The organism is Paenibacillus sp. LRG-1 (assembly GCF_057220305.1).
Map to the genome: position 1 here is coordinate 1,127,812 of NZ_CM170126.1, position 15,944 is coordinate 1,143,755.

General features: G+C 46.9%; 7 protein-coding genes, 7 tRNA genes, 3 rRNA genes and 1 pseudogene. 15 read left to right on the top strand and 3 right to left on the bottom strand.

What is annotated here, in order from left to right; translation table 11 throughout:
* Positions 1–335 precede the first annotated feature (335 nt).
* The 11 genes and pseudogenes from ACUUJN_RS05065 (at position 336) to ACUUJN_RS05115 (ending at position 7,498) form a co-directional block, all read left to right on the top strand.
* Positions 336–1,891 (top strand): 16S ribosomal RNA (locus ACUUJN_RS05065).
* Between the two features lie 395 nt (positions 1,892–2,286).
* Positions 2,287–5,212, top strand: a 23S ribosomal RNA gene (locus ACUUJN_RS05070).
* A 150-nt stretch (positions 5,213–5,362) separates the two neighbouring features.
* Positions 5,363–5,479 (top strand): 5S ribosomal RNA (gene rrf, locus ACUUJN_RS05075).
* Together the 16S, 23S and 5S rRNA genes with 7 tRNA genes alongside form the textbook arrangement of a ribosomal RNA operon.
* A gap of 70 nt (positions 5,480–5,549) precedes the next feature.
* A tRNA-Lys gene (locus tag ACUUJN_RS05080) sits at positions 5,550–5,623 on the top strand.
* 11 nt (positions 5,624–5,634) lie between these two features.
* Positions 5,635–5,715: transfer RNA gene (locus tag ACUUJN_RS05085), tRNA-Leu, on the top strand.
* 10 nt (positions 5,716–5,725) lie between these two features.
* Positions 5,726–5,800 (top strand) — tRNA-Gly (locus tag ACUUJN_RS05090).
* Positions 5,801–5,807: 7 nt separating this feature from the next.
* Positions 5,808–5,884, top strand: a tRNA-Arg gene (locus tag ACUUJN_RS05095).
* Between the two features lie 12 nt (positions 5,885–5,896).
* Positions 5,897–5,976, top strand: a tRNA-Leu gene (locus ACUUJN_RS05100).
* A 7-nt stretch (positions 5,977–5,983) separates the two neighbouring features.
* Positions 5,984–6,057: transfer RNA gene (locus ACUUJN_RS05105), tRNA-Pro, on the top strand.
* A 10-nt stretch (positions 6,058–6,067) separates the two neighbouring features.
* Positions 6,068–6,137: transfer RNA gene (locus tag ACUUJN_RS05110), tRNA-Gly, on the top strand.
* 898 nt (positions 6,138–7,035) lie between these two features.
* Positions 7,036–7,498 (top strand): annotated as a pseudogene (locus ACUUJN_RS05115) (phage tail protein).
* 784 nt (positions 7,499–8,282) lie between these two features.
* Here the strand turns inward: ACUUJN_RS05115 and ACUUJN_RS05120 are convergent.
* Positions 8,283–9,035 (bottom strand): SDR family oxidoreductase, encoded by a 753-nt coding sequence (locus ACUUJN_RS05120; RefSeq protein WP_028542667.1) that lies wholly within the window; start codon positions 9,033–9,035, stop codon positions 8,283–8,285.
* 146 nt (positions 9,036–9,181) lie between these two features.
* On the opposite strand from ACUUJN_RS05120, the gene ACUUJN_RS05125 reads away from it, so the two are divergent.
* Both ACUUJN_RS05125 and ACUUJN_RS05130 read left to right on the top strand, forming a co-directional pair.
* Positions 9,182–9,859 carry a TetR/AcrR family transcriptional regulator gene (locus tag ACUUJN_RS05125; protein ID WP_484669339.1) on the top strand — a complete coding sequence of 226 codons (678 nt, stop codon included), beginning with the start codon at positions 9,182–9,184 and terminating at the stop codon, positions 9,857–9,859.
* 332 nt (positions 9,860–10,191) lie between these two features.
* On the top strand, positions 10,192–11,490 hold the full coding sequence (locus ACUUJN_RS05130; RefSeq protein WP_484669340.1) for a collagen-like protein: 1,299 nt from the start codon (positions 10,192–10,194) through the stop codon (positions 11,488–11,490).
* A gap of 452 nt (positions 11,491–11,942) precedes the next feature.
* Here ACUUJN_RS05130 and ACUUJN_RS05135 read toward each other — a convergent pair whose 3' ends face one another.
* The gene (locus tag ACUUJN_RS05135; RefSeq protein WP_023987239.1) at positions 11,943–12,794 is read right to left on the bottom strand and encodes an aldo/keto reductase; all 852 of its coding nucleotides are present in this window, start codon (positions 12,792–12,794) and stop codon (positions 11,943–11,945) included.
* 346 nt (positions 12,795–13,140) lie between these two features.
* Complete coding sequence (locus tag ACUUJN_RS05140; protein WP_023987240.1) at positions 13,141–13,623, bottom strand: MerR family transcriptional regulator; 483 nt, start codon at positions 13,621–13,623, stop codon at positions 13,141–13,143.
* A 176-nt stretch (positions 13,624–13,799) separates the two neighbouring features.
* Here ACUUJN_RS05140 and ACUUJN_RS05145 point away from each other — a divergent pair, with 176 nt between their 5' ends.
* Complete coding sequence (locus ACUUJN_RS05145) at positions 13,800–14,933, top strand: NADH-dependent flavin oxidoreductase (RefSeq protein WP_484669341.1); 1,134 nt, start codon at positions 13,800–13,802, stop codon at positions 14,931–14,933.
* Positions 14,934–14,979: 46 nt separating this feature from the next.
* Positions 14,980–15,720, top strand: coding sequence for an SDR family oxidoreductase (locus tag ACUUJN_RS05150; RefSeq protein ID WP_484669342.1), 741 nt, complete (start codon positions 14,980–14,982; stop codon positions 15,718–15,720).
* The last annotated feature ends 224 nt before the right edge of the window (positions 15,721–15,944 follow it).

A 15,944-nucleotide genomic window follows, 5' to 3' on the forward strand; every position in this document is an offset into this window, starting at 1 on the left:
TGGTTATTAATTGGTGTAATTTTCATGTAGTAATCAGCAAATCTAAATGATATATTATTTATCCGGCCGTAAGATAGGCTGTGATGTAATATTTAGATGGACTTCAAAAATTCAAAGGATCACCTGTAAGGTATTATTTACCAGTAGTATGAATCGCCAAAGTATGATATATTAATATTCCGGGTGTTGATATGTCCGGAAATGCTTGATCTTTGAAAACTGAACAACGAGTGAGTAAAACGATTTTGTTCGCAAAATCAAACAAGAGATATTTTTATCTCGTCAGTTTCAAAATGAGCTTATCGCTCTTTCTATAAACCAGCTTCGGTTGGTCTTTAATGGAGAGTTTGATCCTGGCTCAGGACGAACGCTGGCGGCGTGCCTAATACATGCAAGTCGAGCGGGGTTGTTTAGAAGCTTGCTTCTAAACAACCTAGCGGCGGACGGGTGAGTAACACGTAGGCAACCTGCCCACAAGACAGGGATAACTACCGGAAACGGTAGCTAATACCCGATACATCCTTTTCCTGCATGGGAGAAGGAGGAAAGACGGAGCAATCTGTCACTTGTGGATGGGCCTGCGGCGCATTAGCTAGTTGGTGGGGTAAAGGCCTACCAAGGCGACGATGCGTAGCCGACCTGAGAGGGTGATCGGCCACACTGGGACTGAGACACGGCCCAGACTCCTACGGGAGGCAGCAGTAGGGAATCTTCCGCAATGGGCGAAAGCCTGACGGAGCAACGCCGCGTGAGTGATGAAGGTTTTCGGATCGTAAAGCTCTGTTGCCAGGGAAGAACGTCTTGTAGAGTAACTGCTACAAGAGTGACGGTACCTGAGAAGAAAGCCCCGGCTAACTACGTGCCAGCAGCCGCGGTAATACGTAGGGGGCAAGCGTTGTCCGGAATTATTGGGCGTAAAGCGCGCGCAGGCGGCTCTTTAAGTCTGGTGTTTAATCCCGAGGCTCAACTTCGGGTCGCACTGGAAACTGGGGAGCTTGAGTGCAGAAGAGGAGAGTGGAATTCCACGTGTAGCGGTGAAATGCGTAGATATGTGGAGGAACACCAGTGGCGAAGGCGACTCTCTGGGCTGTAACTGACGCTGAGGCGCGAAAGCGTGGGGAGCAAACAGGATTAGATACCCTGGTAGTCCACGCCGTAAACGATGAATGCTAGGTGTTAGGGGTTTCGATACCCTTGGTGCCGAAGTTAACACATTAAGCATTCCGCCTGGGGAGTACGGTCGCAAGACTGAAACTCAAAGGAATTGACGGGGACCCGCACAAGCAGTGGAGTATGTGGTTTAATTCGAAGCAACGCGAAGAACCTTACCAGGTCTTGACATCCCTCTGACCGGTCTAGAGATAGACCTTTCCTTCGGGACAGAGGAGACAGGTGGTGCATGGTTGTCGTCAGCTCGTGTCGTGAGATGTTGGGTTAAGTCCCGCAACGAGCGCAACCCTTATGCTTAGTTGCCAGCAGGTCAAGCTGGGCACTCTAAGCAGACTGCCGGTGACAAACCGGAGGAAGGTGGGGATGACGTCAAATCATCATGCCCCTTATGACCTGGGCTACACACGTACTACAATGGCCGGTACAACGGGAAGCGAAATCGCGAGGTGGAGCCAATCCTAGAAAAGCCGGTCTCAGTTCGGATTGTAGGCTGCAACTCGCCTACATGAAGTCGGAATTGCTAGTAATCGCGGATCAGCATGCCGCGGTGAATACGTTCCCGGGTCTTGTACACACCGCCCGTCACACCACGAGAGTTTACAACACCCGAAGTCGGTGGGGTAACCCGCAAGGGAGCCAGCCGCCGAAGGTGGGGTAGATGATTGGGGTGAAGTCGTAACAAGGTAGCCGTATCGGAAGGTGCGGCTGGATCACCTCCTTTCTATGGAGAATCGTTTCCTGCAATGGAAACATTCAAATCAGCAGGTACATGTACCTGCGACCGGGTATTCAATTTGGTTCATCACGTTCGTGTGAATGAAATGAATATCCTTAACTTACTCACTCGTTGCTCAGTTTTGAGAGCTCAAACTCTCAACATACTGCATGAATATCATCTACTCGTTTGAGTTAGACCGATATTCACACAGGCTACAGTTTCGATGAAACTGTATTGCACCTTGAAAACTGGATACCGAAACGAAATTGCGTTTTAGAATATTCCTTTAAGCTGATCTTGTGTAAACAAGTGAAATAAAGGTAGCTGCCTTGAATTTCATTCACACGTAAGTGTTGAACCGAAATTCAAAGCGAATCGTATTTACGATGTAAATACTAGGTTAAGCTACAAAGAGCACACGGAGGATGCCTAGGCGCCAGGAGCCGACGAAGGACGTGGCGAACAACGATAAAGCCTCGGGGAGCTGTAAGCAAGCTTTGATCCGGGGATGTCCGAATGGGGAAACCCGGCTGTCTTCATCGACAGTCACTTTCTGCTGAATACATAGGCAGAATAGAGGCAGACCAGGGGAACTGAAACATCTAAGTACCCTGAGGAAGAGAAAACAATAGTGATTCCGTCAGTAGCGGCGAGCGAACGCGGATTAGCCCAAACCAAGGAGCTTGCTCCTTGGGGTTGTGGGACGTCTCACATGGAGTTACAAAGGAACCGGTTAGATGAAGAGGTCTGGAAAGGCCCGCCAGAGAAGGTAAAAGCCCTGTAGTTCAAAACTTGTTCTCTCCGAGACGGATCCCGAGTAGTGCGGGGCACGTGAAACCCCGTATGAATCCGGCAGGACCATCTGCCAAGGCTAAATACTCCCTGGCGACCGATAGTGAAGCAGTACCGTGAGGGAAAGGTGAAAAGCACCCCGGAAGGGGAGTGAAATAGATCCTGAAACCGTGTGCTTACAAGAAGTCAGAGCCCGATCTATGGGTGATGGCGTGCCTTTTGTAGAATGAACCGGCGAGTTACGTTCCCGTGCAAGGTTAAGGTGAAGAGCTGAAGCCGCAGCGAAAGCGAGTCTGAATAGGGCGACTTGAGTACGTGGACGTAGACCCGAAACCGGGTGATCTACCCCTGTCCAGGGTGAAGGTGCGGTAACACGCACTGGAGGCCCGAACCCACGCATGTTGAAAAATGCGGGGATGAGGTGGGGGTAGCGGAGAAATTCCAATCGAACCCGGAGATAGCTGGTTCTCCCCGAAATAGCTTTAGGGCTAGCCTCGGAAAAAAGAATCGTGGAGGTAGAGCACTGATTGGGTGCGGGGCCCGCAAGGGTTACCAAGCTCAGTCAAACTCCGAATGCCATAGATTTAGTTCCGGGAGTCAGACAGTGAGTGCTAAGATCCATTGTCGAAAGGGAAACAGCCCAGACCATCAGCTAAGGTCCCCAAGTGTGTGTTAAGTGGGAAAGGATGTGGAGTTGCACAGACAACCAGGATGTTGGCTTAGAAGCAGCCACCATTGAAAGAGTGCGTAATAGCTCACTGGTCGAGTGACTCTGCGCCGAAAATGTAACGGGGCTAAACACACCACCGAAGCTATGGCTTGATGCTTGCATCAGGGGTAGGGGAGCGTTGAATGCGGGTTGAAGGTGTACCGTAAGGAGCGCTGGACTGCATTCAAGTGAGAATGCCGGTATGAGTAACGAAAAGATCTGTGAGAATCAGATCCGCCGAAAGCCTAAGGGTTCCTGAGGAAGGTTCGTCCGCTCAGGGTAAGTCGGGACCTAAGGCGAGGCCGATAGGCGTAGTCGAAGGACAACAGGTCGAAATTCCTGTACCACCGTAATCCGTTATGAGCGATGGGGTGACGCAGTAGGGTAGTGACGCGGACTGATGGATGTCCGTCTAAGCAGTGAGGCTGGTGTGTAGGCAAATCCGCACATCGTAAGGCTGGGCTGTGATGGGGAGCGAAAATTGTAGTAGCGAAGGTCATGATCTCAGACTGCCAAGAAAAGCCTCTAGCCAGGAGAAGGTGCCCGTACCGCAAACCGACACAGGTAGGCGAGAAGAGAATTCTAAGGCGCGCGGAAGAACTCTCGTTAAGGAACTCGGCAAAATGACCCCGTAACTTCGGGAGAAGGGGTGCCTCGGTAGGGTGAATAGCCCGAGGGGGCCGCAGTGAAAAGGCCCAAGCGACTGTTTAGCAAAAACACAGGTCTGTGCGAAGCCGCAAGGCGAAGTATACGGGCTGACGCCTGCCCGGTGCTGGAAGGTTAAGGGGAGTGGTAAGCCTTCGGGCGAAGCTATGAACCGAAGCCCCAGTAAACGGCGGCCGTAACTATAACGGTCCTAAGGTAGCGAAATTCCTTGTCAGGTAAATTCTGACCCGCACGAATGGCGTAACGACTTGGGCGCTGTCTCAACGAGAGATCCGGTGAAATTTTAATACCTGTGAAGATGCAGGTTACCCGCGACAAGACGGAAAGACCCCATGGAGCTTTACTGCAGCTTGATATTGAATTTGGGTACGATCTGTACAGGATAGGTGGGAGCCGTAGAACTTTGAGCGCCAGCTTGAAGGGAGGCATCCTTGGGATACCACCCTGATCGTATCTAGGTTCTAACTTGGTACCGTAATCCGGTGCGAGGACAGTGTCAGGTGGGCAGTTTGACTGGGGCGGTCGCCTCCTAAAGAGTAACGGAGGCGCCCCAAGGTTCCCTCAGAATGGTTGGAAATCATTCGAAGAGTGCAAAGGCAGAAGGGAGCTTGACTGCGAGACCTACAAGTCGAGCAGGGACGAAAGTCGGGCTTAGTGATCCGGTGGTACCGCATGGAAGGGCCATCGCTCAACGGATAAAAGCTACCCTGGGGATAACAGGCTTATCTCCCCCAAGAGTCCACATCGACGGGGAGGTTTGGCACCTCGATGTCGGCTCATCGCATCCTGGGGCTGAAGTAGGTCCCAAGGGTTGGGCTGTTCGCCCATTAAAGCGGTACGCGAGCTGGGTTCAGAACGTCGTGAGACAGTTCGGTCCCTATCTGTCGTGGGCGTAGGAAATTTGAGAGGAGCTGTCCTTAGTACGAGAGGACCGGGATGGACGTACCGCTGGTGTACCAGTTGTTCCGCCAGGAGCACCGCTGGGTAGCTATGTACGGAAGGGATAAGCGCTGAAAGCATCTAAGCGTGAAGCCCCCCTCAAGATGAGATTTCCCAGTATGTAAGACCCCTTGAAGACGACGAGGTAGATAGGTTGGGGGTGGAAGTGCAGTAATGCATGGAGCTGACCAATACTAATCGGTCGAGGGCTTATCCTAAGAATAAAACGCAATGAGTTTCGGATCCAGTTTTCAGGGTGTAACCTTGAAGGTGTGTAGAAATACATACATACAAGCGCGTGGCTATTCATTCACACAAAAGTGATGAACCGAATAACCACACGGTAGAATTTACGATGTGAATTCATGTTTGGTGGCGATAGCGGAGGGGTACCACACGTACCCATCCCGAACACGACCGTTAAGCCCTCCAGCGCCGATGGTACTTGGACCGCAGGGTCCTGGGAGAGTAGGACGCCGCCAAGCAACCCCATAATGGGGATTTTTTTTCGCCTATCAGGCTATTGATTATACATACAAAATTAAATTTTTAGATGGGGCTATAGCTCAGTCGGTAGAGCACCTGACTTTTAATCAGGGTGTCGAAGGTTCGAGTCCTTCATGGCTCCCATTGTATTCATGCGCGTGTGGCGGAATTGGCAGACGCACTAGACTTAGGATCTAGCGTCATTGACGTGGGGGTTCAAGTCCCTCCACGCGCATCTTGTTTTTGCGGACGTGGCTCAGCGGTAGAGCATCGCCTTGCCAAGGCGAGGGTCGCGGGTTCGATTCCCGTCGTCCGCTCCACTTATTAGTCCCCTTAGCTCAGCTGGATAGAGCGTTTGACTACGAATCAAAAGGTCGGGAGTTCGAATCTCTCAGGGGACGCCATTAACTTCATAAGCCGGTGTGGCGGAATTGGCAGACGCGCGCGACTCAAAATCGTGAGGGAAACCGTGGAGGTTCGAGTCCTCTCACCGGCATCTATTTCGGGATGTAGCTCAGCTTGGTAGAGCACCTGGTTTGGGACCAGGGGGTCGTGTATTCAAATCGTGTCGTCCCGATAAATTAATGGCGGGTGTAGTTCAATGTAGAACTCCAGCCTTCCAAGCTGGTAGCGTGGGTTCGATTCCCATAACCCGCTTTATATAGATGAAAAAGAAGAGATGGCTTATTTTTATGCCATCTCTTCTTTTTTACTTTTAAACTATTCCTATCCACATGACAATCAGTAGAAACTCCAAGGCAATCTCCTCCGTTCCTTTGCGTTATTAACATACATAGGCAACTTCCAGAATTCTTATTTTCTGATCTCCTCCATATACTTAAGTTTCAGTTCGCAGTTCAGTTCTTGAAGGAAATATCAGCATGCAGACAGAAAATCTCATCAGAAATTGCCCCACCTCCTGCACCCCGCAACCTAACTTTGTTATCGGCGAGAGAAGCAACCGCTCCAGATCCAGACCTTCAATCTGCTTAACTATCGGTCAATGGGCTTTGAGCGAAGCGCTGACCGAGTCATCTTCGTCTGAGAAGCAGCCAGTACACCCCGCTCTGATCCCGGACCTCGAACAGGGTCACTACTTCAACAGTTGAAGATATCCGATCCGGGTAACGAAGAAGTCTGTCGGGTGGTGCCGAGCACATAGGCTTCGTACTCATTTGGTTTACGTATGCGGGTATTCCCCTTCCATGCAGAGGGGCTTTCCCAAACAAACATGGCCTAACGGCCACCATCATGAATGAAAATGTCTTGGCTTGTGAATCTGAACCTCCTTAATGGAAGTACAGGGCACAGGCCGAGATTTTTTTGGTAGGACATACTCTGAGTCCTTAATTTCCCGACCTCAAGGAACTATAGGCAGCATCGTATTGTCTCGCTGGTCGAATATTTAAAGCGGTGTTGGTGAATACCAGTCTATGTGAACACTATTTAACAAACTAACTAACAAATTCGCCATTCAAATCTTCTCTTGAATCGATTTTGGTGAAATGTGGACTCCTGCTGTTAGGGCGTAAAGAGAGAAGAGGAGGAATAGAAATTGTCGTATCTGGTTGATTTTAAAGATGTGTCTACGGTTGGTTTAGAGTCTTCACCTGTAGCAGAAGCGCTTGCGGGTTTACGTGCTAATGAAGCCCGTTATTTTATGAATAAATACAAGTATGAATTTACGGTTGTACCCGCTAGCGAAAGCCAGGAGAGCCTTGATTATGTGAACCGAATTTTGATAGAAGAACGTGATAATGCGTTTGCGGCTAAACCTTTAGAAACGTCGCGTTTTCAAGTGGAAAATATCCAATTCACCTACGTTTTTTATGAGGATGGTCTTGCAATCAATGTCATGTATACGGTGGATGACTCTAAAAAGCGGGCCGTTGGTTTTAAGCTTTCTGAGGGGATGGAGGTACCAAAAGAGTTAGAAGAGAAGTTTAAGTTTGCTAGGCAGGAGTCTAAACTAGCTGGAACAATCCGGGGCTTCTTTTGTAATTAAAGGACAATATTAAAGTAAGCAAAAGCGCAAACGGAGGAATCCATCCCCTTATTCTCTTTGCAAAAAAATGTGAAATCAAAGAAAGGGCTATCCCGCAAAAGGATGGCCCTTTCTTTGAAGGAATGATGAAAAGCAATTTTGATTGAGAAAATGCTAGAAATAATAGGGAAAGATACCGCTTATCATATGATTATCATACAGGAAGATCGCGGGTAGTCTCTGATAAGGAGGCTATTTTTCGAGAACTTGCCCTTCAGCCAACGTGGTGAACCATACCATAAGTAAAGACGAAAAATTTTCTTGGGGGAAGTGACCTAACAATACGATTAGCCAGAATAGTTCGATGCGAATGAAGATAACAACACTCAGTGTGGTATACATTCGTGTTGATCTCGTGTTTTAATATCCAAACTTCTATTTCATACATGTTGTTGCTAGTCTATGTCTTGCTTCGCTTTTCTCAAGTGCTTTATTAAGCGGCCCATGATCGATTCTCGGTCTCGCCTCCAATCAGTTGTTGAAGTAGTGAGACTGTTCGAGGTCGTGGATTAGTGCAGGCTGCACAGGCCGCCATCCCAGAAGTTCCTGAGTTGCAACGCTTGATCTTGGGATATCGAGCGCTGCAAGTGTACTGAGGAAGCCGAAGTGGATGTCTGCTTCTTCACGGGAAATGCTGACTACAGGCACGTTCAGGTGTTTACCGATAACACTTGCGATGTCGCGAAATGGCACTCCTTCATCTGCGACCCCATTTAGTCGTGAACCTGCGGGCGCCTTTTCTAACGCAAGGCGGTATATTACCACGCGATGGGTCCATCCTCATCTGAGAACGTTCCTGTTGGACCGTCCGCACCAATCATCGCAAGCCGGACCGCTTCACGCGCCCCTTGTTCAACACTACGAGTGCCAGCAAAATTATTGAGCGCAGTCGATGTAAAGCCTGGACATGCCGCATTGACCTTGATGTTTGTCGATTCAAGCGCAAAGGCAAAGGCAAGTGTCACCGCATGAACAGCCGATTTTGACGCCGAATAGGCCCCAAACATCGCACGATGTGAGTTTTCCGGAATGGAGTTCCAGCTAAGGGAGCCGCCGGTGCTGCCCATGTTGACGATGCGTGCTGCCGGAGCCTCACGTAAAAGTGGCAACATGGCCTGGGTGACAGCAATGACACCAAAAACATTAGTTTCATAAACCGAACGAATGTCTTCGAGCGAAGCAACGGTCAAAAGACCGCTCGTCGCGCCACTGCTCGGAAACGGATCGCTCGGTTTACCTGCGTGTGATATGGCCGCATTGTTCACAAGGACATCGAGACGACCAAATTCGTTCCGAATACGCTCTGCTGCAGCAACAATGGAGTCCTGATCGGTAACGTCGAGCTGTAGAGCGTGCGCATCCGAACCGATGCTTTTGGAGGCAGTTTCTCCTTTCTCGAGGCTGCGTGATCCGACGAGCACGGTGAAGCCGTTTTCCGCTAGATCCTTGGCAATTTGTAAACCTATTCCTTTATTGGCGCCGGTGATCAAGGCTACGGGTTTGTCCTGCATGGTCGTAATCTCCTTTTTGGTATGGGATACCACCTATATATTTCCGGTTGGATGTGGGATAATGATATTAAATCACACAAAAACGAAACTGTAAAGTTCCGGAACTAAGCAGTTTCTTAATATATATTTTAAAAGGAGCTAAGTTTATGAGTAAAATAAAAAAGGAAATGTCTGAGAGGGCCGAATTATCTGAGGTTGTGGCAGAAAAGCCTGCACAAAAATTGGGCCGCAAGCGAGATCACACGCGGGATGATAAAATCCTTGAGGCGACAATCGACATCCTCGCCGATACGAGTTTCGATGGTATGACAATGGACATGGTCGCGGCTCGAGCAAAGGCTGGGAAGGCGACGGTTTACCGCCGCTGGTCTTCCAAGGCGGAGTTAGTCCGAGACGCCTTGGCCTGGATGAATCGAAATCATCTTGAGCTCGAAAGCTTGCCTGATACAGGAACCTTGCGCGAAGATCTCCTCGTGCTTTTGAAGCCGCAATCGATCGCGGAAGAAGAACGAAAATTTCGAGTCCTAGCGGGCCTAGGCTCCTTTTTGCAGCATCCGGAATTTGCCGAAGCAGGAACAGCCGGGATTTTCGAGCCATGGGTTGTTGTGAACCGCGAGCTTATGAACCGAGCCGTCGTCCGCGGTGAAATTCCCGCTCACGCGGACATTGAGATGGCTTGTCAGGTCATTACTTCAATGGCTTCCTTTCGCGGACTCATCCAGCGCAAACCGTTCGACAAGCCTTTCTTCACAGTGCTAATCGATGGCATTCTACTGCCTGCACTCAAAAACCCGCAAACAGCTCCAAATATCATGGACAGATGATGACCAGGCGCTTACCAGAAGAATCTACAAGGTGGATCAATCACAGAAATGATTCAACTAACGGGAAACGATATTTGAATTTAGAACAGGGAGCACACTGCCACTGTGAGGTACAAAAAGAGACCCAAATGTGATTTTGGTTGACGCAGTGAAGGATGATTAAATTTTGTAATCATACTGAAAGAGTGTTGTGGTTTGTGAAATAACAGCACCCTACTAAACACCCAATATTCTAAAAATGGTTTTTAGTCTAGCGAATAACCGGCTATTCGTCCATGCCTAAAATAAACAACTCACGTACACTAAACTATCTTTATAGGGAGGTGTCGTTGTTGAGTTGTCCGGATAAAAAAAATCGTGCAAAAAGAAAACCGCAATTGTTTGCCATCCAAAAGAAAAGAAAAAAGAAACTGTTGAGTTTTCTGTATAAAAAAAAATCGTGCAAAAAGAAAACCGCAATTGTTTGCCATCCAAAAGGGAAAAAAAAGAAACGACGTCTTCTAGTTATTAAAAAAATAGTGCGGGTACCGTGTCCCCCACCTAAAGGTCAGCAATTACTTCAAGGACTTGCGGGAGCAATTGCAGAAGCAGGACCTCAAGGACTTGCAGGAGCACTTGGCCCCCAAGGATTGGCAGGACTTGCAGGAGCGATAGGAGCACTTGGTCCCGAAGGACTTGCAGGAGCACTTGGCCCCCAAGGATTGGCAGGGATTGCAGGAGCGATAGGCGCACTTGGCCCCGAAGGACTTGCAGGAGCACTTGGCCCCCAAGGATTGGCAGGGATTGCAGGAGCGATAGGCGCACTTGGCCCCGAAGGACTTGCAGGAGCACTTGGTCCCCAAGGACTGGCAGGGATTGCAGGAGCACTTGGGGCGCTTGGCCCTCAAGGACTTGCAGGAGCACTTGGTCCCCAAGGACTTGCAGGGATTGCAGGAGCGATAGGTGCACTTGGCCCCGAAGGACTTGCAGGAGCACTTGGCCCACAGGGACTTGCAGGGATTGCAGGAGCAATTGGCGCAGCTGGATTGGCAGGACCAGCAGGACCAGCAGGGCCAGCAGGGCCAGCGGGACCAGCAGGAGCAGCAGGACCAGCAGGACCAGCAGGGCCAGCGGGACCAGCAGGAGCAGCAGGGCTAACAGGTCCAGCAGGAGCAACAGGAGCAACAGGAGCAGCAGGAGCAACAGGAGCAGCAGGACCAGCAGGTGGAGTATTAGGCTTTGCAGATTTCTTTGCCTTGATGCCTCCTGATAATGCAGCAACTGTTGCTCCCGACACGGACGTGAGTTTTCCGCAAGATGGTCCAATCAGTGGGACTGCAATTACCCGTATAAATGCGAGTTCTTTTAACTTGGCTACAATTGGCACTTATCAGGTTTTGTTTCAGGTAGGTGTAAACGAACCGGGTCAACTCATTTTAACACTCAACGGCGCTGACCTGGCTTATACGGTGGTCGGGCGTGCAACAGGTACTTCTCAAATAGTAGGAATGGCTCTTGTACAAACAACGGTCATTAATTCAGTACTCACAGTGCGAAATCCTGCTGGCAATGCCGCGGCACTCACGATCACTCCATTAGCTGGAGGAACAAGACCAGTTTCCGCGCACCTTGTTATTACGCAGGTTGCATAGAGGGAAAGAAATGCAGTATTTTTCGATAATAATGCCAATATCAAATAGAGGCCGCCCTCAATATTTCTGCGGTGCAATAATTTGGTAAGGGGACATTGTGCTCCTACGACATAAATGTATTGCTTTGTAGCGATCACCGCCGACAGGCGAACAGGAGCGGAAATTGTGGAATGAGCAAGGAATCAGGCACATCCGTCCGGCCGCCATATGCACCAGACGGAAAGGCAAGAGATAGGGGCGTTTCTCCAGACATCTGTGATGGGGGACGTCCCTTCTTTGATAAATGTATTAAACTAAGCGTACACGATAGTTCAATAAATACATTGATACCGTAAACGAAAAAAGAGGAGTAGATTTCCTTAGGGCATCTACTCCATACTTCTAACGGTTATTGTTAAATTGTTGGTTCTTTTGGCGTAATCAAAACCTACGGGTGATCTTTTGAAAGAGGGTTAGATATCGAGTTTACGGCTACCGATCCATTTCACCATGTCAGGATCGCGATGTGAAAAGAACAGGCTCTGTTTCGTATCTAACGTAGTAATCGACTCCATATCCTCTTGGCTTAACTCAAAGTCAAAGATATCGAAGTTTTCGATAATTCTTTCTTTACGAACAGACTTTGGAATCACAACAACTTCTCTTTGTGTCAACCAGCGTAAAACCACCTGAGCAACGGATTTATTATACTTTTCAGCTATGGCTGCCAATATCTCATGCTGGAACAAGTTATTTTTCCCTTCAGCAAAAGGCGCCCAGGATTCGATCTGAACGTTATTCTCTTTCATGAATTTTGCATTTTCAATTTGCTGATTGAATGGGTGCGTTTCAACCTGGTTTACGGCAGGAACTACTTCATTATGAATAATCAAATCGATCAGGCGATCCTCATGGAAGTTACTAACGCCGATTGCACGGACCTTTCCTTCACGATACAATTCCTCCATAGCGCGCCAAGAACCAAATACATCTCCATATGGCTGGTGAATTAAATACAAATCCAAATAATCCAACTGCAATCTTTCCAGTGATTTTTCAAATGCCTTTTTTGTACGCTCATAACCAGTATCCTGAACCCAAAGTTTCGTAGTGATAAATAACTCCTCTCTTGTCACGCCACTTCGATTAATCGCTCTGCCAACTGCTTCTTCATTTAAATAAGAGGCAGCGGTATCTATCAACCGATAGCCTGCCATAATAGCGTCATAAACACTTTGTTCACATTCATTTGCATCTTGGATCTGATAAACACCAAAACCGAGTATAGGCATCTCAACACCATTGTTCAAAGTTACTTTTTGCATATAAAATCCTCCAGTATTTTTAATTATTATGTGTAAATCAACTACAATCCATATTCATAACAGACACCCACTTCACATCCTTATTATGCACCAGATGACAAAGCGATCGTTATCCCGTTCGTGCCAAATGTTTGCCTAATCCTCTCACTACCACCTACAACTTAATTTAATTCGGGGTTCAACTAACGGAAAACGATAGTTAAATTTAGAACAGGGAGCACACTGCCGCGGCGAATGCTCCCTCTTTCATTGAAGTAACAGGCAGATTGGTGCAATATCCGTCAAAATTAAATACACAAAAAAATTGACTTCGAGTGTACTCGAAGCCGTAGACTATCTTCTAAGATCAAGCATGAACTTTTGACGCTGATTTGATATGTTCCGGTATATCGTACTTTTCTCCACATTCTGGGTTATTGTTAACTGGATTCCAGGTATCGTCTAATTGACCAGCCAAAACACTTTCGTAGTAAGCCTTCTTCTCTTTTATGTGCATTAATTGAAGGTTGTACTCATGGATCTTCGCTTCTAGTTCTTTTTCTTGTTTTACAACAAGCTCAGCCCTTTCAGGGATCGTCTCATCACCTTGCAAACACATAGCAATGTAATGTTTGACTTCTGAAATCGGCAATCCTGAAATACGAAAGCAATGCACCATTCGCAACCAATCCAGATCATGTTCAGAGAATAAGCGATTGTTTCTGCCGTCTCTCGAAACGAAAGGTATTAATTGTTGGTCATCATAGTAACGGATCGTATGTTTTGTAAGGCCAGTTATTTCAGATACATCTTTTACCGTATATTTTGGTTCATGTAATGTCTGATTCAAAATTTCGAACCTCCTTGCTATTGACTTCGAGTTACTCGAATACTTTATGATGTCATTGTACCAATGTTGTGAGCGCTCATCAACTGGTAATCTCCTCTGGGAATGCGAATAAATGCTTTAACTTAAGACAACAATTACTACAGTTTATAAATGAATAACTAGAAAGAGGTTAGAAAATGAACGCAAAATATAACAAACTATTTGAATCCTTTACACTCAAAAATGGAATCGACCTTAGAAATCGAGTCATTATGGCGCCTATGACAACTTGGGCCAGTAATGACGATTACACGATTTCAGATGAAGAAGTAAATTATTATAAAAAAAGAGTGAACGGTGTAGGTTTGGTTATAACAGGCTGTACGCATGTCCAACCAAACGGTATAGGTTTTACGCATGAATTTGCAGGCTATGACGATACATTTATTCCAAGTTTACGAAAATTAGCCGATGCGGCGAAAAGTGGAGGAGCTCCTGCGGTACTTCAAGTTTTCCACGCAGGCAACAAAGCACTTCCGACCTTAACTCCAAATGGAGATGTGGTAAGTTCCAGTGCTGTACAGACTGAAGCTACGGCATTTGCTCCTTCTGTTTTGCCGAGAGCACTTTCACATCATGAGATCATGGAAGTAATTCGTGCATTTGGAGAAACAACAAGACGAGCCATTGAAGCAGGATTTGATGGCGTTGAAATTCATGGTGCACATGGATTTTTGCTGCAAAACTTCTTTTCTCCATTCTTCAACAGACGTGAGGATCAATGGGGAGGTTCTTTAGAAAATCGCTTGCGCTTTCCGTTGGCGGTTATTCAAGAAATGAAAAATGTGATTCGAAAATTTGCTACAAAACCGTTTATATTGGGTTACAGGCTTTCTCCTGATGAACCAATTGAAGGTGGTCTGCGAATGAAAGATACCTATACATTAATTGATCACCTGATTGAAGAAGGTGTCGATTATGTGCATGCTTCACTCGTAAATGCGCTCTCGTTAAAGCCGTTCGATAGTCAGGATGAAAAAACATATCTTGAATTAATTATAGAACATGTAAATGGCAGATTGTCTGTAATGGCAGCTGGTGCTATGGACACTCCGGATGACGTTGTAACGGCTTTAGATAAGGGGCTGTCCTTAGCGGCTATTGGTCATACGTTAATCATGAATCCAGACTGGGTAGAAAAGGTTCAAAGTGGACAAGAGTCTGAAATCCAAACAGCGATAAAGGCTTCAAAAGTTAGTGAGCTTGAGCTTCCGGAAAAACTTTGGGGTGTCATCCAAGCTTCAGGTCCATGGTTTCATATCGAAGAATAACATTTTTATCGTTATCACGTATTCATTAAGAAAGGATGTCAATTATATGTCAAATATTCAAGGTAAGGTTGTCATTATTACAGGTGCCTCAAGTGGAATTGGAGAAGCGACTGCAAAAGAACTTGCCTCTAAAGGTGCGAAGCTGGTACTGGCCGCTCGTCGTGAAGCTCGTTTGCAAAAGCTGCAAGAAGCAATTCAAAATAATGGCGGGCAAGCTGTTTATAAAGTGACGGATGTTTCCTCACATGAGCAGATGGAAGAGTTAGCGGATTATGCGCTTAAAGAGTTTGGAAAAATAGACGTAATGGTCAATAATGCAGGAGTCATGCCGTTATCCCCTGTTCATGAAAAGAAAATCAAAGAATGGGATTTGATGGTGGATGTTAACATAAAGGGTGTACTTTATGGTATTGCTGCCGTTCTTCCATCCATGAGAGAAAGAAGAGAAGGGCATATCATTAACGTTTCCTCTATAGCAGGGCACTTAGTATTCCCTGCTAGTTCAGTTTATAGTGGTACAAAGTTTGCTGTGCGTGCCATTACAGAAGGCCTTCGTAGAGAAGAGTGTATCAACAATATTCGAACGACTATTGTCTCGCCAGGATCGATTGATACAGAATTAACAGCAGCAATTTCAAACTCAGAGTTAAAAACAGCAATTAATGAGGATATGAGAATTGCTATCGAGCCTTCTAACATTGCTCGTGCCATAGCATTTGCAATTGAACAGCCAGCCGATGTAGCAATTAATGAGATGATTATTCGTCCAACAATTCAAGAACTATAAAAATAGAAAAATAATGAGATATGTTGATACTGCCCTAAAAATAGATTTTGGGGCAGTATTTATATTTGTACGGTTTACATGCCTCTTGCTATTGCTATGGGATAGATATGATTTGTTAGCTCTATAAAATGGGGGTTGACCAATACAAAGCATACCATTGGAATCAGCCCAGTTTATAGATGCTTTCAGCAGATTTTTCCCCATACCCTATCCCCAAAATTCTT

Bases quoted from the DNA above. Each gene is read 5' to 3' on its own strand.
- ACUUJN_RS05120 (WP_028542667.1), bottom strand. From the start codon at position 9,035: ATGCAGGACAAACCCGTAGCCTTGATCACCGGCGCCAATAAAGGAATA.
- ACUUJN_RS05145 (WP_484669341.1), top strand. From the start codon at position 13,800: ATGAACGCAAAATATAACAAACTATTTGAATCCTTTACACTCAAAAAT.
- ACUUJN_RS05125 (WP_484669339.1), top strand. From the start codon at position 9,182: ATGAGTAAAATAAAAAAGGAAATGTCTGAGAGGGCCGAATTATCTGAG.
- ACUUJN_RS05150 (WP_484669342.1), top strand. From the start codon at position 14,980: ATGTCAAATATTCAAGGTAAGGTTGTCATTATTACAGGTGCCTCAAGT.
- ACUUJN_RS05135 (WP_023987239.1), bottom strand. From the start codon at position 12,794: ATGCAAAAAGTAACTTTGAACAATGGTGTTGAGATGCCTATACTCGGT.